This is a genomic window from Enterovibrio norvegicus (assembly GCF_002876705.1).
GTDB classification, from domain to species: Bacteria; Pseudomonadota; Gammaproteobacteria; order Enterobacterales; family Vibrionaceae; genus Enterovibrio; species Enterovibrio norvegicus_B.
The window spans coordinates 127,930-146,726 of sequence record NZ_MDAG01000001.1 but is presented as its reverse complement, the minus strand read 5'-3'; the positions used below and the strand labels follow the sequence as shown (position 1 = coordinate 146,726).

General features: G+C 47.5%; 14 protein-coding genes. 10 read left to right on the top strand and 4 right to left on the bottom strand.

Going from position 1 to position 18,797, the window contains the following annotated elements:
• Window positions 1-8: 8 nt before the first annotated feature.
• Entirely contained in the window at window positions 9-1,643 is a 1,635-nt protein-coding gene (locus BCT27_RS00750; protein WP_102392380.1) for an ABC transporter substrate-binding protein, read from the bottom strand.
• Between the two features lie 845 nt (window positions 1,644-2,488).
• Here BCT27_RS00750 and BCT27_RS00745 point away from each other — a divergent pair.
• The 3 genes from BCT27_RS00745 to BCT27_RS00735 all read left to right on the top strand — a co-directional run bounded on the left by BCT27_RS00745 (window position 2,489) and on the right by BCT27_RS00735 (window position 5,656).
• Window positions 2,489-3,211 carry a YebC/PmpR family DNA-binding transcriptional regulator gene (locus BCT27_RS00745; protein WP_102316117.1) on the top strand — a complete coding sequence of 241 codons (723 nt, stop codon included), beginning with the start codon at window positions 2,489-2,491 and terminating at the stop codon, window positions 3,209-3,211.
• Between the two features lie 75 nt (window positions 3,212-3,286).
• Window positions 3,287-3,637 carry a hypothetical protein gene (locus BCT27_RS00740; RefSeq protein ID WP_102392381.1) on the top strand — a complete coding sequence of 117 codons (351 nt, stop codon included), beginning with the start codon at window positions 3,287-3,289 and terminating at the stop codon, window positions 3,635-3,637.
• A 270-nt stretch (window positions 3,638-3,907) separates the two neighbouring features.
• Entirely contained in the window at window positions 3,908-5,656 is a 1,749-nt protein-coding gene (locus BCT27_RS00735; RefSeq protein WP_102394750.1) for a carbamoyltransferase family protein, read from the top strand.
• Window positions 5,657-5,756: 100 nt separating this feature from the next.
• Here BCT27_RS00735 and BCT27_RS00730 read toward each other — a convergent pair whose 3' ends face one another.
• Window positions 5,757-6,560, bottom strand: a complete 804-nt coding sequence (locus BCT27_RS00730; protein ID WP_102392383.1) for an SDR family NAD(P)-dependent oxidoreductase — start codon at window positions 6,558-6,560, stop codon at window positions 5,757-5,759.
• Between the two features lie 233 nt (window positions 6,561-6,793).
• On the opposite strand from BCT27_RS00730, the gene BCT27_RS00725 reads away from it, so the two are divergent.
• From BCT27_RS00725 to BCT27_RS00695, 7 genes are all read left to right on the top strand, one after another.
• Window positions 6,794-7,702, top strand: coding sequence for a LysR family transcriptional regulator (locus tag BCT27_RS00725; RefSeq protein ID WP_102394749.1), 909 nt, complete (start codon window positions 6,794-6,796; stop codon window positions 7,700-7,702).
• Window positions 7,703-7,897: 195 nt separating this feature from the next.
• Window positions 7,898-8,329, top strand: a complete 432-nt coding sequence (locus BCT27_RS00720; protein WP_017012336.1) for a hypothetical protein — start codon at window positions 7,898-7,900, stop codon at window positions 8,327-8,329.
• Between the two features lie 719 nt (window positions 8,330-9,048).
• The gene (gene nhaC, locus BCT27_RS00715; RefSeq protein ID WP_102316112.1) at window positions 9,049-10,479 is read left to right on the top strand and encodes a Na+/H+ antiporter NhaC; all 1,431 of its coding nucleotides are present in this window, start codon (window positions 9,049-9,051) and stop codon (window positions 10,477-10,479) included.
• 303 nt (window positions 10,480-10,782) lie between these two features.
• A complete protein-coding gene (locus BCT27_RS00710; protein ID WP_102394748.1) occupies window positions 10,783-12,462 on the top strand; it encodes an AMP-binding protein in 1,680 nt (559 codons plus the stop codon).
• The gene (locus BCT27_RS00705) at window positions 12,459-13,796 is read left to right on the top strand and encodes a ferredoxin reductase domain-containing protein (protein ID WP_102394747.1); all 1,338 of its coding nucleotides are present in this window, start codon (window positions 12,459-12,461) and stop codon (window positions 13,794-13,796) included. Before BCT27_RS00710 ends, BCT27_RS00705 begins: the two co-directional genes overlap by 4 nt.
• Window positions 13,797-13,844: 48 nt before the next feature.
• The gene (locus tag BCT27_RS00700) at window positions 13,845-14,609 is read left to right on the top strand and encodes an enoyl-CoA hydratase (protein WP_017016812.1); all 765 of its coding nucleotides are present in this window, start codon (window positions 13,845-13,847) and stop codon (window positions 14,607-14,609) included.
• A 355-nt stretch (window positions 14,610-14,964) separates the two neighbouring features.
• Complete coding sequence (locus BCT27_RS00695) at window positions 14,965-16,089, top strand: HlyD family secretion protein (RefSeq protein ID WP_102394746.1); 1,125 nt, start codon at window positions 14,965-14,967, stop codon at window positions 16,087-16,089.
• 28 nt (window positions 16,090-16,117) lie between these two features.
• Here BCT27_RS00695 and BCT27_RS00690 read toward each other — a convergent pair whose 3' ends face one another.
• Both BCT27_RS00690 and BCT27_RS00685 read right to left on the bottom strand, forming a co-directional pair.
• A complete protein-coding gene (locus BCT27_RS00690; protein WP_102394745.1) occupies window positions 16,118-17,842 on the bottom strand; it encodes a sensor histidine kinase in 1,725 nt (574 codons plus the stop codon).
• A 34-nt stretch (window positions 17,843-17,876) separates the two neighbouring features.
• A complete protein-coding gene (locus BCT27_RS00685; RefSeq protein WP_102392390.1) occupies window positions 17,877-18,668 on the bottom strand; it encodes a response regulator transcription factor in 792 nt (263 codons plus the stop codon).
• Between the last annotated feature and the right edge of the window lie 129 nt (window positions 18,669-18,797).

Below are 18,797 nucleotides of genomic sequence, written 5' to 3'. Positions count from 1 at the left end.
AAATCGTGTTATTTCAGGTGCAGATTATTCAAGATGATCACGCGCTTACCACCGTCGTACCACACCGGTTGAATGTACGGGTCTTGCTCCGTTGGCCAACCTTCAATGCGTTTGGTGCTGTACTGGAACCACGTTGGGTTTGAGAACAAAGGAATAAACGGCAAATTCTCAGCCGTGAATGCTTGCAACTTATCGAGAATCTCTTTCTGCTCAGCCTCATCACCGGCCTGACCAAATGCTTTGATCAAAGCATCAATCTCTGGAGAGTTCACACCGTGACCTGCATGCCAGCTTGTGCCGATTCGCGCTGTATCAAAGTACTCTTGATAAGTAAGAATTGGGTTTGTCGCCACCAACGACCAGTTGATCGCCATTTTGTAATTGCTCTGCTTCAACGATTTGTCATACACCGACCAATCAACCGTTTTCACTTTCGCTTTCACGCCCACTTCTTCGTAGTACTCACCGACCATCTGAACCACTTGGATCCAATCCGTCCAGCCGTTAACCACCTGGATATTGAATTCAAACGGGTCGCCATTTGGCAGGTCACGGAAGCCATCGCCGTCTTGGTCTTTTAGACCCGCAGCGTCTAACAGTTCGTTGGCTTTATCTTGATTAAACTCGGTGAGGTAACCGTATTTCGCAGACACATCATCGCTGATGTGGTTTGCGTACAAATCACCGATACCACCCGGATTAAAGTTCGCGGTTGGATAACCATAAGCGGCAATATCGACAATGGCTTCGCGATCCAGCGCCATAGAAAGTGCTTGGCGTACCTGCAAATTATCAAACGGGGCTTCTTTGGTGTTCATGTAAAGGTGAATCGCGTCGTTTGCTGGGTACCAGAAGAAGTGGTTCTCTTTATCGCGTTTAACAAACGTGGATTCGACATCAGCGATGAAGTTTGAACCCCAATCGATTTCGCCTTTGATCAATGCTGGCTGGATTTGAGAGTTATCGTTGTACGAACGGAAGTTCACACAATCAAGATGCGGTTTACCTTCAAGGTAGTAATTCGGATTACGACACAATTCCATTTGCTGAGGCTTTAGGAATTTCACCGTCGTCATTGGGCCGCTGCCCACAGGGTTTGGATTGGTAAAGGTGGTAGCGTTTTCCACCGTCGACCACACATGCTTCGGCAAGATGTGGTAAGCCTCTAAGTTCCAAATGAAGGTGGAATCAGGTTTATTTAGCGTAAAGACAACGGCGTTGTCCTCAGTCGCTTCGACAGACTTGATCACACCACCCGACCAAATGCCTTTCAAATCAAATGCAGGATTGGTTTTGGTCAGTTCAAAACTAAATACCACATCTTCAGCAGTTAACGGTTGGCCGTCAGACCATGTCATGCCATCACGCATTTTCACAGTCAATGTGCTGAGGTCGTCTGAATATTCTGCAGATTCAGCAAGGCGATAATGTGTTTCGCCGGTCATGTTGTTAAACACAACCAACGGTTCGAAAATCACACCGTTGACGAGATCTTTGGTGGTATACGGATTGAAGTTCTCAACAAATCCAGTGTTAATAACAGGGACGGTTAAGGTGCCACCTTGTTTTACGTCTGCGGCTTGAGCGCCAGACACGATGAAGGCACTAAAAATGCACGATGCCAGAATGGTTTTGTTTAGCATGTAATCGTCCTTAATTTTCGATTAGTCAGAGAGACACGACCCGATTCTTATCGGCTTCGCGCCACACTTCTCATCGCTCTCTCACCGCTTCTCGTCGAAATACCACGTTCATCGCCAACGTTTGAAACAGAAAAATACATAAAAGAAAGCGCTTTCTTTTGATTGATGTTAGGTAAATGTACTAGGCGGCAACAACCGCATATTCACGTTTATGTAACATTGATCACAACTATTTCTTGCCATTCATCATGCATTATTATTTGTGAGACAGATATGCATACTGAAGTGTAGTGCAGGAAAAAGAAATTGCGTTTTATTTGTTATTTATCATAAAGATAGAAATAACGCCTAGATTGTCGGGTTTCTCGGCGTTCACTGTCTAGATACTCGCAAACCGTTAACCATGACAACGCTAGATGAATGAATTCAGGCCTTATTAGGCCTAGTTCATGTATTCACACTACCCTGCCTCATTTTTGATTCATTCGTAAAATGAGACCAAACAATCGCTCTGTTTGACTGGTCAACATTGAGGCAAATAGGGCCAATTCTTGGGGATTTCCCGTGATTCAGGCAGCGTTGTTGCATTGCGTTGCAAAATGAGGGGGGTTGATTGCGTAACAAGATGTCGAATAGGGTTAATAAACTGAGTGTGATCGGTAAATGAACGCAACAACACCTCACCTTCTGTTGAACAAATCGCACTCAGATACATGAAAAAAGTGTATTCAAACGGGTTTATTTGGCATTTGTTCACAGAACATTGCGTTTAAAGCTGGAAAAACCAAAGCAGGGATTGATAAAATCGCTCGCATTATCACAGCAAGTAAAGAGAGTGACCCCCCATGGGACGCAGTTTCGAAGTTCGCAAAAATGCAATGGCGAAAACTCAAGGCGCCAAAGTTAAAGTGTATTCAAAGTACGGTAAGGAAATCTATGTCATCGCGAAAAACGGTGGCGGCGATCCAGATACCAACCTTTCGCTAAAGCGCATGATCGAGAAAGCAAAGAAAGATCAGGTGCCAAGCCACGTTATCGAAAAAGCGATTGAAAAAGCGGCTGGCGGCGGCGGTGAAAACTATGAAGTTGCTCGCTACGAAGGTTTCGGCCCAGGTAACTGCTCTGTGATTGTTGACTGTCTTACAGACAACAACAACCGTACCTACATGGAAGTACGTCAGTGCTTCGTGAAAACGCATTCTAAGATCGGTGGCCCAGGTACTGTTGCTCACATGTTCGATCACCAAGCTGTGTTCCAATTTGCTGGTGATGACGAAGAAGCAGTACTTGAGAACCTAATGATGGCAGACGCTGATGTGACTGACATCGAGTGTGAAGACGGCGTTATCACCGTATTCGCACCAACAACTGAGTTCTTCAAAGTGAAAAGCGCACTGGCTGAATCCATGCCAGAAGTGACGCTAGACGTTGAAGAAATCACGTTTGTTCCACAAACCATGACTGCGGTAACTGGCGACGACATTGCAACGTTCGACAAGTTTATCGACATGCTGAACGATTGTGACGACGTACAAAACGTTTACCACAACGCTGAAATCGAAGATTAATCTTCCTTCTGCGTTTGGAAATGCCCGGTTCAGCCGGGCATTTTCCGTTTATATCCTTACCAACAGGATTCCATTATGGAACAGCAAGAATTCGAAACACTGGTAAAGTCACTGAGTGAGAAAACCAGCCTGCCAGAAGCGCTAGAACTATTAAAAGCGTGTGAAGACGAAGAAGTCGCTGCCGCTGCAAGTGCAATGACTGGTCAATTTGCGTTGGCAGAAGTCGAAGGTGAAAACCGTGTTTACCATGTGTTCACTGAGCAAAACGATAGCGGTGAAGAAGAAGAATTCGTCGAGCACGTGATGAACGTGGGCGAAGATGTCATGGTATTCGTTGCATGGTTCTTCTATACCCAATTCGAAATCACAGATCGCGACACATACGCCGCTGCAGGTCGTGTGTTCAAGAAGCCAAAGCGTCGTTAATTCTCGCTGACCGTTTCATTTAGATCTGTTCAATATTCTTAAGCCAGAGCCAGCGCTCTGGCTTTTTCGTTTGTGCGTTTTCCTTCCTCGCTTACATGCCTTTTTCTAGTCAAATCCCACTACTGTCAAAACGTGCACGTTTATTTCTTCTATTTGCGATTGAGCTAAAACCCATAGCGTGCTTGTCCAACTATCTGGGCGGTATATTCGAGTCATACACCAATGATGACGATAACCCCCACAGGATGGGGGAAGGAATAAGAGGGATTTATGTATTTAGGCATATCTTGCACCGGACATGATAATTCCATCGCGCTAGTGAATAGCGATGGCAAGGTTCTCTATGCACAAGCGGTCGAACGGGAAACACAGACAAAACACGGTTTCAGCGTATGCCCAGACCAGCCTTATAAGCTGGCAAAATTGATCAAGCAATATGCGCCAAATGCCACGCATCTGACTATCTGCAAATCGTGGCCTGAAGATACGCCGCAAAAAATGGGAAGCGAGATTAATAACATCGCCATGGCCGATTACGACGGCATAGTGAGAGAAGTTGCAGGCATTTTTAAAGGCGTGCAGACACACAACATGAATGATGTTTTCCTACCAAACATTCAAATGGGCGGTGGCGGAGCAAAACGCGCCGCGATGGCGCTAAACCTCACCACAGACACACGTCAATTTGATCACCACTCCAGCCACGCCGCCTTTGCCTGCTACTCGAGTCCTTTTGATGAAGCCGCATGTCTTGTCATGGACGGTTATGGGGAAGATTCTGCGCAATCCATCTTTGTCTACAAAGACAACAAACTTGAAAAACTCCCCAAGCCAGCGTATCTCGGCGAGCTAAACCAATTATCGGCAAGCCTTGGTGTCTACTATGGTGTCACCGTGTGTCGTCTCTGTGGGTTTGCAATGGACTCAGGGGAAGAATGGAAGGTAATGGGCTTAGCGCCATACGGAGAGCTCAATGAGCCCGTGCTTGCGCTTCTTCGGAAACACATTGCAGTGAAAGATGGCTACCTCACCCTGCCTGAAGGTTCAACAGCGGCGCTTGCAGCACTTCGTCCTCACACTCGCCCGTACGCGCAATTCCCGAAAGAAGCGGCAGATCTGGCCTACACCGCTCAATACCATTTCAATGAACTGATGGCGGAAATTCTCACCCATGTCCACGCCGTAACAGGCATGGACAATATCGTCATCACCGGAGGATGCGCCCTAAACTCATCGTTCAACGGTCGCGTTATCGAAAACACCCCATTCAGTGATCTGTTTGTACCTTGTGCTCCAGGGGATGATGGCAACTCTGTGGGCGCTGCCTTGCTTGCCGTAAAACAAGACTTCCCGGATAAAGTGATTCAAAACCGTCTTCAAACGCCGTATTTAGGCGACGAAATTTTAGAAGAGGAAGTCGAAAACTTCATCGGAAAAAGTGGCTTTGGCAATGTCCACAAACACGATTGGCAGGATCTTTATCAAAACGTCGCGCACATGATGGCAGAAGGAAAAGTCGTCGCATGGGTGCAGGGTCGTGCAGAATTTGGCCCCCGCGCATTAGGTCATCGTTCTATCCTTGCAGATTCACGCTCGATCGAAATGAAAACCAAAATTAACGCTGCGGTGAAGTTTCGTGAACCTTTCCGCCCTTTCGCACCGATGATCCTTGCAGACAAAGGGGATGAATATTTCGAAAACTACCACGACACGCCTTATATGGAGAAGGTCGCAACCTTCAAACCCCTTATTCGCGAAGCCGTTTCAGCGGTATGCCATGCCGACAACACAGGGCGTTTACAATCCGTCACCAAAGAACGTAATGCGCACGTTTATCACCTGATTGAAGCGTTTGAAAAAATCACGGGGGTGCCCGTGATCATCAACACCAGCTTGAACGTGATGGGGAAACCTATCGTGTCGAGCTTAAACGACGCGGTAATGACCTTCCTCACGACGGATATCGAAGTACTGGTGATGGGGCAATATGTCTTTACCAAGGGGCAGGCAATCCGCTAGTACCTCATGCATTACATTCCCGCGCAAACAAAACAGGCTAGGTTTCCACCTAGCCTGTTTTTATCTGTGATTCACGCAAAAGCGAAAACCTTGCTCGCAGTTATGCACCGATAACGGATTCAACGGCTTTGATGACCTCGAGCGATTTTTGGTCATTGAGCCCTTCTGGATGAGGTGATGCAAATCGACGTGCGTCATTATCAAAGTACTTTCCAGACGCATCTGCAAACTCTTCGCTTAACGCAGCACGCACCAAAATATCCACACCAATGCTCAAATCATTGCCCGCGACACCAAAGCCTTCTTTTACCATTTTACTGGCAAGCATTGAGCCAGGATTAACCGCAACGATCATTGGACCATCATCGCCCCATTGCTTTGCAAGTGCGCGTGTCCACATCGTTATAGCCAGTTTGCTTTGCGCATAGGCTTCAAATTCATCGTTCAGTTTTACTTTACCGACAATGGCATCAAGGTTGACGGGCGCTTGTGCAGCAGAAGACAAGTTCACAATACGGCTGCTTGCATCCATGATTGGCAATAACGCTTGCGTCAGCAGGTAAGGGGAAATGGTATTCACAACAAAGCGCGCGTCCATATCGTCTTTGGTGATCGGATCCGCCATGCGGAATACACCCGCGTTGTTAAGCAATACATCAATCTTGCTGAAGCGGCTCTTCACTGCATTCGCCATTTCTGCCACATCATTTAGATTGGTAAGGTCAGCAACAAAGCTATCAACGCTCCCACTGTTACTAATGGCTGATAGCGTTTTTTCCACGTCATTCAGTTTGGCAGCATTGCGGCCATGAATAAGCAAATTGTGCCCCTGTGCAGCCAGCGTTTTCGCTGTTTCCAAGCCAATTCCGTCAGTCGCACCTGTAATGAGAATGTTCTTCGTCATGTTTTTCTTCCCTTAATTTAAGCTTGAGAGGCAACGTTCAAAAGAACGTCGTTAGCCACACGGTTCAATGTAAACCCTTAACGGCAACACAAGCGTAACCATTTGCATCATCCACGTTTATGCGATACATAATATTAAATATTTATAAATTGATAATCCCCCAAATAAAAGATTCACTTTATAGAATTCATTGATAATCATCATACAAAATCGTCGCGATGGAACCGCAGAGCATGAACATTGATCATTTAAAACTTTTCGTACGCTTGGCATCCACAAACAACATCAGTGTCGCTGGGCGTGAGTTAGAACTTTCCCCTGCCGTTTCCAGTGCCTACATCAGTAAACTTGAAGCTTGCTTGGGTGTTCGTTTGGTGCATAGAACCACGCGAAAAGTCTCACTGACAGAAGAAGGCGATGCCTTCCTTCCCTATGCCGAAGATGTGTTAGCCAGCGTTGAAGCTGCCTATTCGTCCGTTGGCGTTGGAGCAAGTGCGCCGCGTGGCATTTTAAGGGTTACCGCACCGGCCTCGTTCGGACGCATGCACTTGATGCCCGCGTTAAAGGGCTTTCTTACTGAATACCCCGATGTGAAATTGGATTTCCGCTTTTCTGATTCCATCGTCGATTTGATTGAAGGGGGGTTTGATATCGCTATCCGAAATGCAGAACTGAAAGACTCTTCGTTAATCGCAAGAAAACTGGCGACCGACCGTCGTGTTATCTGCGCCTCTCCCGCATACTTAGAAAGATACGGCAAACCTACATCGCCAAAAGAATTGAAAAATCACCTTTGCATTCACCTCTCTCAATTGGACCAATGGGTATTTGATGGGCCAGATGGAAGAGAGAGTGTTAAAACACAGAGCGTTCTGAGAACCGACAGCGGTGATGTGGTGCGCGATGCCTGCATTGATGGCATTGGCATTGCGATTAACTCCACATGGAGTGTATTTGAACACCTCCAGAAAGGAGAGTTGGTAGAAATCCTCAGTGATTACTCGCTGGTATCTGACACCGCGATTTGGGCACTGTATCCCAGTTCAAGGCAGGTCGCACCAAAGGTTCGCGCCTTCATTGATTACTACGCCGCCCGTTTCGCAGACACCCCGTGCTGGGCCATTGAGCACGCAAAAAAATAGACGACTCTTCATTAACCGCCATTGCCGCTCTCACGATATGAGATCGTGAGAGCATCCACTTTTTCACACACCTTTCAGCCCGACTGTGCAGAAAAATCGGTAAGTCGTTATCTCCTATCGAAATTGATGCTACCCTCACCGCATTAATTTCTGGCGCGAGTCGTCGGATCACCCATAAAAATAAGCATACAGACTATGGATCAATACCCTGAATGTTCGGGTTACTACAAGTTAACGGAAGAATGGTCTGTTGAATTACCTTCTGAATTCAAATGTCGAATTGAAGACGAAGACTTAGTGCTTTGGCAGCAAGACATGACAATTTGGTGTTCAGTTTGGGGCATTGAGCCAGAGGAAACCCGTGAGGAAGCACTCGCATGGGTGGAAGAAGAGCAAGCCGAAGACGCCTTTGATGTTGCTAAAAAAGATCAAAACGGATTGTTGCTTTATCATTACCGATTGCTCGAAGAAACCAATGATTACCGCGTCGCCTCCCTATATTGCTTCGCGTTCTCTCACTCGAGTTATATTCAGCTAGGGATATACCTTGATGAAGAAACCCGTTTTGAAGATGCACAACGCATCTGCGAGAGCATCTGCTTTGTGAACCATCAAACGCTACACTGACGTTTGAGAACGCCCCCAATCCAAAAGCAGGCAAAAGCCTGCTTTTTTGTTTTCTCTTTTCTCTTTTCTCGCACTTCAGATGTTCGTACTCGAAAGCTCTCATTATCAACATGCATAAAAACCCAGCAACATTGTGAAGAATCGATTCAGCTATCAAGGAAAAAACAATGCCTTAGTTTCAATCAAGCGTTTGAATTTTCTTTACTTCCTCTGTTTTACTTACGTTTTTTCCCAACATCGCCGGAAACGCACAATTAATCCGTATCCTGTCTCGTATCTTCAACACTTTTTCTGACACCTACCCGTTACCCTCAAGTGAAACCACTGACAACAATGCCCACGCGTTTTTTCATTGGTTTCCATGTTCATTGAGAACAACTGCTCTTAAAAATAGCTCTTATAACAATCATAAAAGCATGTGTGAAAAGTGCTGTTGCTCGTCATGGATACGATCCCGCCGAAACAGTTTCGCTTGGTTAGTTCTCCCCTACCTCGGTTACCTCAACACAACCTTGGACAGTGCATCGATATAACGATGTAGAACCCTCCGAAGACACCGTGCCATTGCTTTACCCAAGTAATTCGCTCAGCCCTTTGCCGCGCATTTAATGCGCTGCAGTGCCATATGGTTAATCGTTCTATTCGAGATGCCAGACGAAACAGGCTGAGCACAATAACGTGTTCCATTCAGTCATAGATGTACACAAATCGGAGGTAACATGAAGACTGATATACCTGAAGGTGCTAGAGCTCCCCATTTTTGGGAAGCCATTATCTCACTGCTCTCATTGGTGGTGGGGATCAGTATCTCCATCGTCATGTATGGGCTAGATCCACAAATCCCCATGATGCTTGGCGTTATTGTCGCCAGTGTTATTGCCCTTCGCTGTGGCTTTTCTTGGAAAGACATCCAAGGTGGCATGGTGAACGGTATTTATAACGCCCTACCCGCGATGATCATTTTGATGATTGTTGGCTCGCTGATTGGCGTGTGGATATTGGCAGGGGTTGTTCCGACCTTGATTTACTATGGGCTTCAAATCCTCGCGCCTGAGGTATTCCTGCCCGCTTGTGTGATCATTTGTGCGGTGACATCACTTGCCACAGGAACAAGTTGGGGAACAACGGGGACAATCGGTGTCGCGCTAATGGGTGTTGGCGGGGGCCTTGGCTTTCCTCTTCCAATCGTGGCAGGCGCTGTTCTGTCTGGTGCGTATTTTGGTGATAAAATGTCACCGCTATCAGATACCACCAACCTCGCGCCTGCAATGGCAGGAACGGATCTGTTTACCCACATCAAACACATGTCCTACACAACAGGGGTCAGCATCTCGATCACCTTAGTTATCGAAACCTTTCTTGGCTTGCAATATAGCGCCACTGGCAGCAATATCGATCGTATCAATACCATTCTGACAACGCTGGATAGCAACTTCTTCATCAACCCCGTATTGTTCTTACCTCTCATGCTTGTGTTGTTCGTTTCGTACAAGAAAATGCCAGCTATCCCTGGGATCGCATTGGGTGTAATTGCCGGAGCCATTTGCGCTGCAGGCTTGCAAAGTGCGGATTACAACGCCATCGCAAACGTCGCTTTTGGTGGCTACAGTTCAGCGACAGGCATTGAAGATGTCGATTCGCTGCTATCTCGTGGCGGCATGGATTCGATGATGTACACCATCAGTTTGATCATTGTGGCCATGATGTTTGGTGGCGTGATGGAGCGAACCAATCAGCTTCGCGTTATCGCAGATAAAGTGCTCGCCGCGGCGAAATCCACAGGTTCACTGGTGATTTCAACCGTACTGACGGGTATTGGTGCCAACGTTATTCTCTGTGACCAATACATGGCTATCGTGATGAGTGCGCGCAGTTATGCCGAAGCCTATCGAGAGCGAGGGCTTGCACCTGAAAACCTTTCTCGTGCAGTGGAAGACTCTGCAACGGTCACCGCTAACCTTGTTCCTTGGAATTCGGGAGGGGCATATCAAGCTGCCACGTTGGGTGTTGCAACATTGGCTTACCTTCCGTTCAATTTCTTCTGTTGGCTATCACCTATCGTTACCATCATATTTGGAGTGATGGGATGGACAATCTGGCGCACGGAAGAAGAGAAACCGAGAGAGGCAAGCGTTGAAAGAGACCTCTAACAGTACGTATAAACCCTCGTTCACTTAACGATTGTCGTCCATTAAAAACCACTGTTCGCAGTGGTTTTTTTGTGCCCGACATTCAGCTTGAGATGCACTGATTTTCAGTACATTTGTATTGCTTCATATTCAATAACCTTTGTAATCAAATGGTATTTTATTGCTTTCTAATATATTGAGAATTCTTTGTGATAATTTTGTGAGAGTTGCCCTATACATTTTCCGATAGCACCAAACGGAAAAAACGATGACACCCGCTAGACAGCAAAAGGTCATCGTTATTGATGAATAGGAGACACCCCAGTGACTGGCACATTGAACTCAGTGCTATTTCCAACAGCACCCAATTCTCGACATTTGGGAAACGAACGACTTTTTAATCTGACGCCACTGTCAAACCTCAGCGCAGAAGATCGTCGAAAATTCGTATTGTTTGGTCGAGGCCCACAAAACACACCCGCTTTCACTACGCTACATCGTGCGTTTGAATACCATGCAACCACGCGGCCACATGCGGTTGCAGCCATGCATGGTGGTCGTTCTATTTCTTACAGCGACTTGAATGAGAAAGCAGAAAAATTGGCCACAGTGTTGCTGCAAGCTGGCGTAAAGTCAGGCGATTCCATTGGAGTATTCCTCACCCGCTCAATTCCTATGCTTGTTGGCATGTTTGCCTGTTTGAAAATTGGCGCAAACTACGTACCGCAACACGCGGGAGTTGTACCCAAAACACAGCTCGAACATATCGCTAACTTAACCAGAATGAAGGTGGTACTCACACTGTCAGAGCACCTTTCTGATATGCCAGAACTGCCCAATGTACGACTGATCGCGTTAGACGAACTGATGAAATCTTTCGAGTTTCGAGCGCTACCCACGTCAGGCCGACGCCCCGCAAACACCAATGATACTTGCTTTATTTTGTTCACATCAGGGACGACGGGCACACCCAACGGCGTACAAGTCACCCACAAAAACGTGTGTAATATTGTACTTACCGCCCCAGGAAACCTGGGAATTAAACCGGGGTCACGTGTCGCTCAACTTTTAAGCATTTCATTCGACATGTCTGCTTGGGAAATCTATGGCGCACTCTGTAACGGTGCAACCTTACTGATTCGAGACAAGATCATTGAGCATACTGCCAGCAATGCAGATGTGATTATCGCGACCCCTTCTGTGCTTGCCAGTATTGATACCAGCGTCTGCCAAGATGCCAAAGTTGTCGCTGTAGCCGGTGAGCCCTGCCCGCAACCCCTTGCAGAAACATGGGCCGAGTTTTGTGATTTCTACAACTGTTGCGGCCCCACGGAAACCACCATTGTCAACACGATGAAACGCTATGCACCCGGCTCGCCCTTAACCATTGGCACGCCAACCCCCAACAACACGGTGTACATCCTTGATGAAAATCTCGCGCCTTGCGCCATTGGTGACGTTGGAGAAATGTGGGCAGGTGGAATTTGTGTCACCAAAGGGTATCTCGCAAACGTCACCCTCAGCCAACAGCGCTACCGTACCGACCCATATTTAGGTGACGGTCATGTCATGTTCCGTACCCGTGATTTAGGCCGCTGGACGGAAAACGGCGAACTCGAACATCACGGTCGAACCGACGATCAAGTCAAAATCAAAGGATTTCGCGTCGAACTCGATGCCATTTCAACCATGATCGAACGTCTACCCACCTGCCGCCAAGCTGTGACCTTGAAAGTATCGAATGAACATGTCGCTACCTTTGTCGCCCCCGAAGACGTGATTGAAGCCCACGCAAAAGAGCACGTCTCTGCAAATTTGCCGTATTACTGCGTGCCAACAAAAATCATGGCGTTCGAAGAGCTGCCGATGACGTCTCGTGGAAAAGTCGATAAACGCAAATTGCTGGATCTTTATGAAGCCTCACTGCGAGAGAAAGCGCCAACGGCTCAAACACAACCATCAACACCCCGCTCTGATGAAGTCGAAGGAGAGCAACACTCATGATGGCACCGTATTCACAAACAGAGCTTCCAGCACAGCAAAGCAGGCTCAAGCGAATGTGGAAAAACCCAAAGCTTGAACATTACATGCGTCTTGTTGCGACCGTCTCAATACTCAATGTCATCGCTCTGATCTATGGCATAACAACGGGGAATTGGTTTACCGCAGATGGTATTCAGCTTCAACAAATCAGTAATATGGTGATTGCTAACTTCTTCATTGCAGTGATCATTCGCCAACAATATGTGATAAATCTGCTGTTTTGGCTCGCGACCCGCGCACCCACTACTTGGCCACTTTCTGTGAGATGGCATTTAGGCAAGGTGTATCACCACGGTGGCTTACACACTGGTTGCGCCATCAACGGCAGCCTTTGGTTTGCTGTCTATGCGGGCAGCCTGTTGTACCACTACAGCCAACAGCTAGGCGGTGTTTCAGCAGCGAGCATGATCATCACCCTTGTGATTATCACTGCACTTGTTTTCATGATCACCATGGCAACACCGAACATTCGAAAGAAACATCACAATGCGTTTGAAGCCTCTCACCGCTTTGCAGGTTGGTCTTTGTTACTTCTGTTTTGGGCACAAACCGTCACTTTGACCCAAAGCCAACACCCGACGATGAGCATGGCAGACATCGTACTTAACACACCTTCAATTTGGGCATTGTCCGTCATGACATTCAGCGTGGCGTTGCCGTGGATGCGACTCAGGCGCGTACCCGTTGATATCTCGACACCGTCTAACCATGTTGCGTTACTCAAGTTTGATTATGGTGTGACGCCCTTTGCTGGCTCGTCGATGGCAATCAGCCGTTCACCGCTAATGGAATGGCATCACTTTGCCAATGTGCCTTCGCCAACGGAATCAGGCTACCGACTCACCGTTTCTCGCGCAGGTGATTGGACAGGAAAACTGATCGATGACAAACCAACACACCTATGGGTGAAAGGCATCCCGACGGCAGGCGTAGCAAACATCGAAGTCTTATTTAAGCGCGTGGTTTACATCGCAACGGGCAGTGGTATTGGGCCTTGCTTGCCTCACTTGTTTGCGCAAAAACTGCCGATGTTATTGGTATGGTCAACACGCGATCCGCGCAAAACCTATGGCGATGCCTTGGTCGACCAAATTTTAGAAGCCCAACCCGATGCCATCATTTGGGATACCGACAAAGACGGCAAGCCTGACATGGTAAAACTGGCCTATTCCGCCTACGAAAAATTCGATGCGGAAGCGGTGATCTGTATTTCTAATCAAAAACTGACTCAACAAGTGGTGTATGGCATGGAAAGCCGTGGCGTCCCTGCGTTTGGTGCTATTTGGGATTCTTAAATCTCAGCACACATACCCGCTAACTACCCGATGAATAAGGATGTAACCATGTTTATCAATACCGAGTTTGAACGCGGTGTCGTGACCATCACGATCAATCGCCCCGAAAAACGAAACGCCCTCAACAATGCGGTAATGCGAGAGTTAACGAGCGCGCTTGCTCACTTTGATGAAAAGCCTGAAGTGGGATGTTTTGTGATCACAGGAAGCAACCAGATTTTTGCTGCAGGCGCTGACATTAGCGAAATGGCTGACATGACGTATCAAGAAATGGCCGCCACGGATTACTTTGCAGGGTGGGAAGCAGTGGGCCGTGTTCGCACACCGATCATCGCCGCAGTGTCTGGCTATGCACTCGGTGGGGGCTGCGAACTCGCCATGATGTGTGACACCATTTTCGCAACAGAATCTGCGTTGTTTGGACAGCCTGAGCTGACCATTGGCGTTATCCCCGGGATGGGAGGCTCACAACGTCTAACAAAATTGGTCGGAAAATCTAAGGCCATCGATATGATTCTTACTGGTCGTATGATGGATTCAACCGAAGCAGAACGGGCGGGGTTGGTGTCTAGAGTGGTACCTGACCATCAACTGATGGATGAAGCCATGCATGCTGCCAGAACCATCGCCAGTTACAGCAAACCGGCTGTCGTTCTGGCAAAAGAATGTGTTCTCAACGCAGAGCGCTTCACCATTGAAGACGGCGTGCGATCTGAACGTCGCTTGTTCCATGGCCTCTTTGCCACGGAAGATCAAAAAGAGGGCATGCATGCCTTCATAGAAAAGCGCGCCCCTCAATTCACAGGGCATTGATCCCGACAGACACAACACCTTTTTACTTCACCCCATTCTACTTTTTGCTTCACCCATTCTACATAGAGCCCTTTGATGCATTCATTTGTGTCTAAAGGGCTTTTCTTTGCATTGTTGCTTTTCCCTATTCTTACCAGACCTCAGTGGCAGTCATCAACGTTAGGTCAGATTCTCAAAGGGCAAACAAGGTGTGACAACTGTTAACGGCAAAGTGTCTAAAGTTGGACAACACACACCAGCCGTGACTCGTAAACTTAACCTCCATGTGCAATCACACGCCTAGTGTCACCCCATGGTGAGCGTGTGAACAGTTGTCTCTGACGAACTCAATTTTAACGGATTCAAGGACCCAAGCATGAGCGAAAGCCGTATTCATGATGCGCCCAAACAAGATATGCAAACTGACACAGTGAATACCCCGAGTACAGCGAGTCGCTCTCGTCGTTATGTTCTATGCGCAATACTCGTTGCTTTTGGCATTTGGCTATATACGCTGTGGGCAACACGCGTCACCCCGATTACGCAACACGGCAGCGTAAACGGACAGGTTATCCGCATCGCACCTCAAGTGTCTGGGCCGATTGCCAGCATTGCCGTCATCGACAATGTGTCGGTGAAACGCAACACTCCCCTTTTCACGATCGAAAAAGCGCCTTTTCAGCTAGAGGTAGAAGCGGCACAGCTTGCACTCCAGCAGATTGTTCAGTCATTGGGTGGAGACGCTGCCCCGCTGTTAAATGCCAAGATTGAGGAAGTGAATGCACGGGTTAAGTTGGCTCAAGCAAAGCGTTATGTTCAGAGAAACATGACACTGGCAAGGCGTGGTGTCGTTAGCAAAGCCACATTGCAAAAGAGCCTTCAAGCACGCCGAGAAGCAAAGCTCGCGTTAGACGATACAACCGAAGCGCTTAGCGTTGCAGAAAACATGCTCGATACCAAAGCACAAAGCTCACCACAATTGAAGGCTGCATTGAATACCTTGGATCATGCGCTGCTTACCCTTTCCTATACCAACATCATTGCGCCAGATACGGGTGTAATCACCAACATGCGCATGACCGCTGGCGATTATGTCGCTGCAGGGCAACCTGTCATGACATACATTGACACCCGCCATTTCTGGCTAACGGCGATGGTGAAGGAGAACTCACTCACCTATTTGAAAAAGGGCACGATCGCAAAGATTGTCTTTGATGTTTATCCGGGGAAAGTATTTCACGGCGAGGTGACGTCGATCGGTTGGGGAGACGACAAAGAGGATAGCGTTACTCTCAACAACGAACGCAATACCGCGTCGGGCGCCTTACAAAACGCACAACGTTACCCCGTCAATATTCGCTTTTTTGATTTACCAACAGGGGCAGGTTTGCGGTATGGCAGCCAAGCAACCGTTGGCTTTTACCCTGATAGAACACCCATAGGTGAAACCTTGCTCGACCTATGGATGTGGACGTGGAGCAAACTGAGTTACGTTTGGTGATATCTGCGCACACTATGATTTGCTGTCGTTAAGGCGCGTCAGGGTCTGGCGCTCTGCCTTTTGTCGCGCGTTCAGCATCCATATCTAAACTCTCGTTCAGCACGTCACCGCCTGTTACTGAGGCAGACATGGGGGGCAAATCTTCTAACGCCTGCTCCAATGCATCCTTAGAATCGAGATTCGTCGACGTCGCTAAAAGAGAAGAAAACGCAGCATGTTCTTGGTCTTCTGTCTCTTTCGTGATGTCCCCTTTCCCCGCAGCCGACATTGCTGGGTAGTCAGATACAATGACGGGTGCTTCATCGATCTCTTCAATCATTTCTGGCAACAAAAGCGGAGGCCGAGCAGACGGCGGTGCAATCGACGAAAGTGCAAAGTTCACGCAATAGCGTTCCTCGCCACCATCGCTTCCCTCTTTTGCTTTCCCGTCACAGATCTCAAGGTGGGTTTGGTGAAGACTCAAAATGGCCTCCACAATCTTGGTGCCCATTCCCAAGGATCCTGAATCGCCATTCTCCGCAACCGTATTGATGAAAGTAAACACGACTTTGCGCGCACTCGTCTTACTCACATCCAGAAGAATGCTCGAACGATGTGGGCTATGGCGAATGGCATTCTCAATCAGGTTATCAAACACACGATTGATCAATTGCTCATCGGCAACCACAAACAGATCCGGTGTGTTACTAATAACCAGATCTATTTTCTTTTTCTTTAACGGCAGTTCGAACCGCGTTTTCACTTCTTCAAGCAACGCTTCTACGTCTAACTCTCTATAAGCCAACACAATTTTAGCCGTCGGTGAACGTGCAGCTGCCAATTGATCTTTCAAGTAGCGATCCAAACGTTGAGCATTGTGATAAGCCGTATCAATCATTCCACGTCCCTCTTTATGCTGAAGACGCCAGGTTTCGATGTACCCTAAAATATTGGCAAGTGGGGTTTTAAGATCGTGGCTAAGTTGCAGCAAATATTCACGTCGCTGTGCTTCTTGTATTCGTAACTGAATGAACTGCTGCTGAATCACCCCCATCATGCGGCGACATTGTTCCGCAAGCTCTTGCAATTCATAAGATGTTAACGCTAGCGGAGGCGTGATGCGAAATTCAGACGTTGCGGCATCTTCAATCTGACGCACCATGTTCCTTCCAGGAATAATGATGCGTTTAAAGACCATGCGATAAACGCCCACCGCAAAAAGAGAAATAGCCACAAGTGCCGCAAGCACAATGGGGGCGTATTGAATAAAGTTGTCGGGATGCGTGACCGCATTCCGCTGCTGGCTACCAATTACAACGTAGAGATAACCTGCAACAATGCCGTTATCTGTAATTTGGGCGGCTGAAAAAACCATATCCCGATCTTCAGTCATGGGATCTTGTCCCAATATGGGCAAAGGCTCTTCTGCCAGAAAAGCTATGATTGGTTCTACCGATACATGTTGTCGCTGAACGTCGTCCAGAGGCGGACCAGAGGTGGTAATGTTTCCCTCAGGGTCGAGAAAATAGATTTCAAAATCAGGCCCGAGCAACATCAAGGTGTGAAAGATAGAAGACAAAGCAGCTGGACTGTAGTCATCCCCCACCATCAGGGGATTGTCATCCCGCATGTGGCGTGCGAGATCTCGGTGTAAGGATTGTTGCGTTTTAAGCTCGTTTCCTTCCCAAACATCCACACTCAATTTAGTGAGCACTGCCGCGCTACCCACAAACCAAAGCAGTGTGAAAAACAATAAACGGTTCCTAAACGTCAACAAATTTCTCCTTTGCCTATACCTGACACAAACGTTAGCTGGCGTGTGTCGCCGCTTCCCTAAATTTATAGCCTACGCCCCATACAGTATGAATGTACTTGGGCATTTCAGGGTCTCGTTCTAATTTGCCGCGCAGACGATTAACGGCGCAACAAACGGTATGGCGATAGCCGTCATAATCGGTATTCCATACGCGGCTCAGCAATTCATCTTTGCTAAACACGCGTTCAGGACGTTTGGCGAGACAACAGAGAAGAGAAAACTCGGTGGGGGTTAGGTCGATTTGCTGACCATCTAATCTCACGATGTGTGTATCAGGACAGATTTCAAGGTGCTCAAACATGAGCTGAGGAGTGATATCGTAAGAGGTGCCGTTAGATTCCGGCTTGCTGTCACTGATTTCATCGGCGGTTTGCTTTTGCTGTCGCTCTGATTCATCCCATTCTTGGTGAACAACACGACGCAACAGTGCACGCGTTCTGGCTTGAAACTCAATCACACTAAAAGGTTTCGCCATGTAATCATCTGCGCCCGATTCAAACCCTTCGACCATGTCAGATTCAGAATCCATGGCGGTTAGCATCAGAATGGGAATTCCTTTCTGCTGACGGCGCAATTCGTGGCAAAGAGAAATACCGTCACCATCTTCCAAACCACGATCAAGTACCACGGCATCGATCGACTGTTCTTTCAGAATCCGATAGCCCTCTTTGAGTGATGAGCCTCGATGAACTTCATGTCCTAACACTTTCAAATGCAAGCAAAGTAACTGTGCAATGTCTGCGTCATCTTCCAAAACAAGTACGGTATGGCCCATCATTTTCATCCAAATTTCGATTGATATCCCACCAATAAACCGAAGTTATGCCGAATAATTTCATCCTGTGTCAGTGTATTTACAGTTAAATTTTCAAATCTCACATTCGAGCAGTCAGTCTCAAAAGAAAAGCGACAA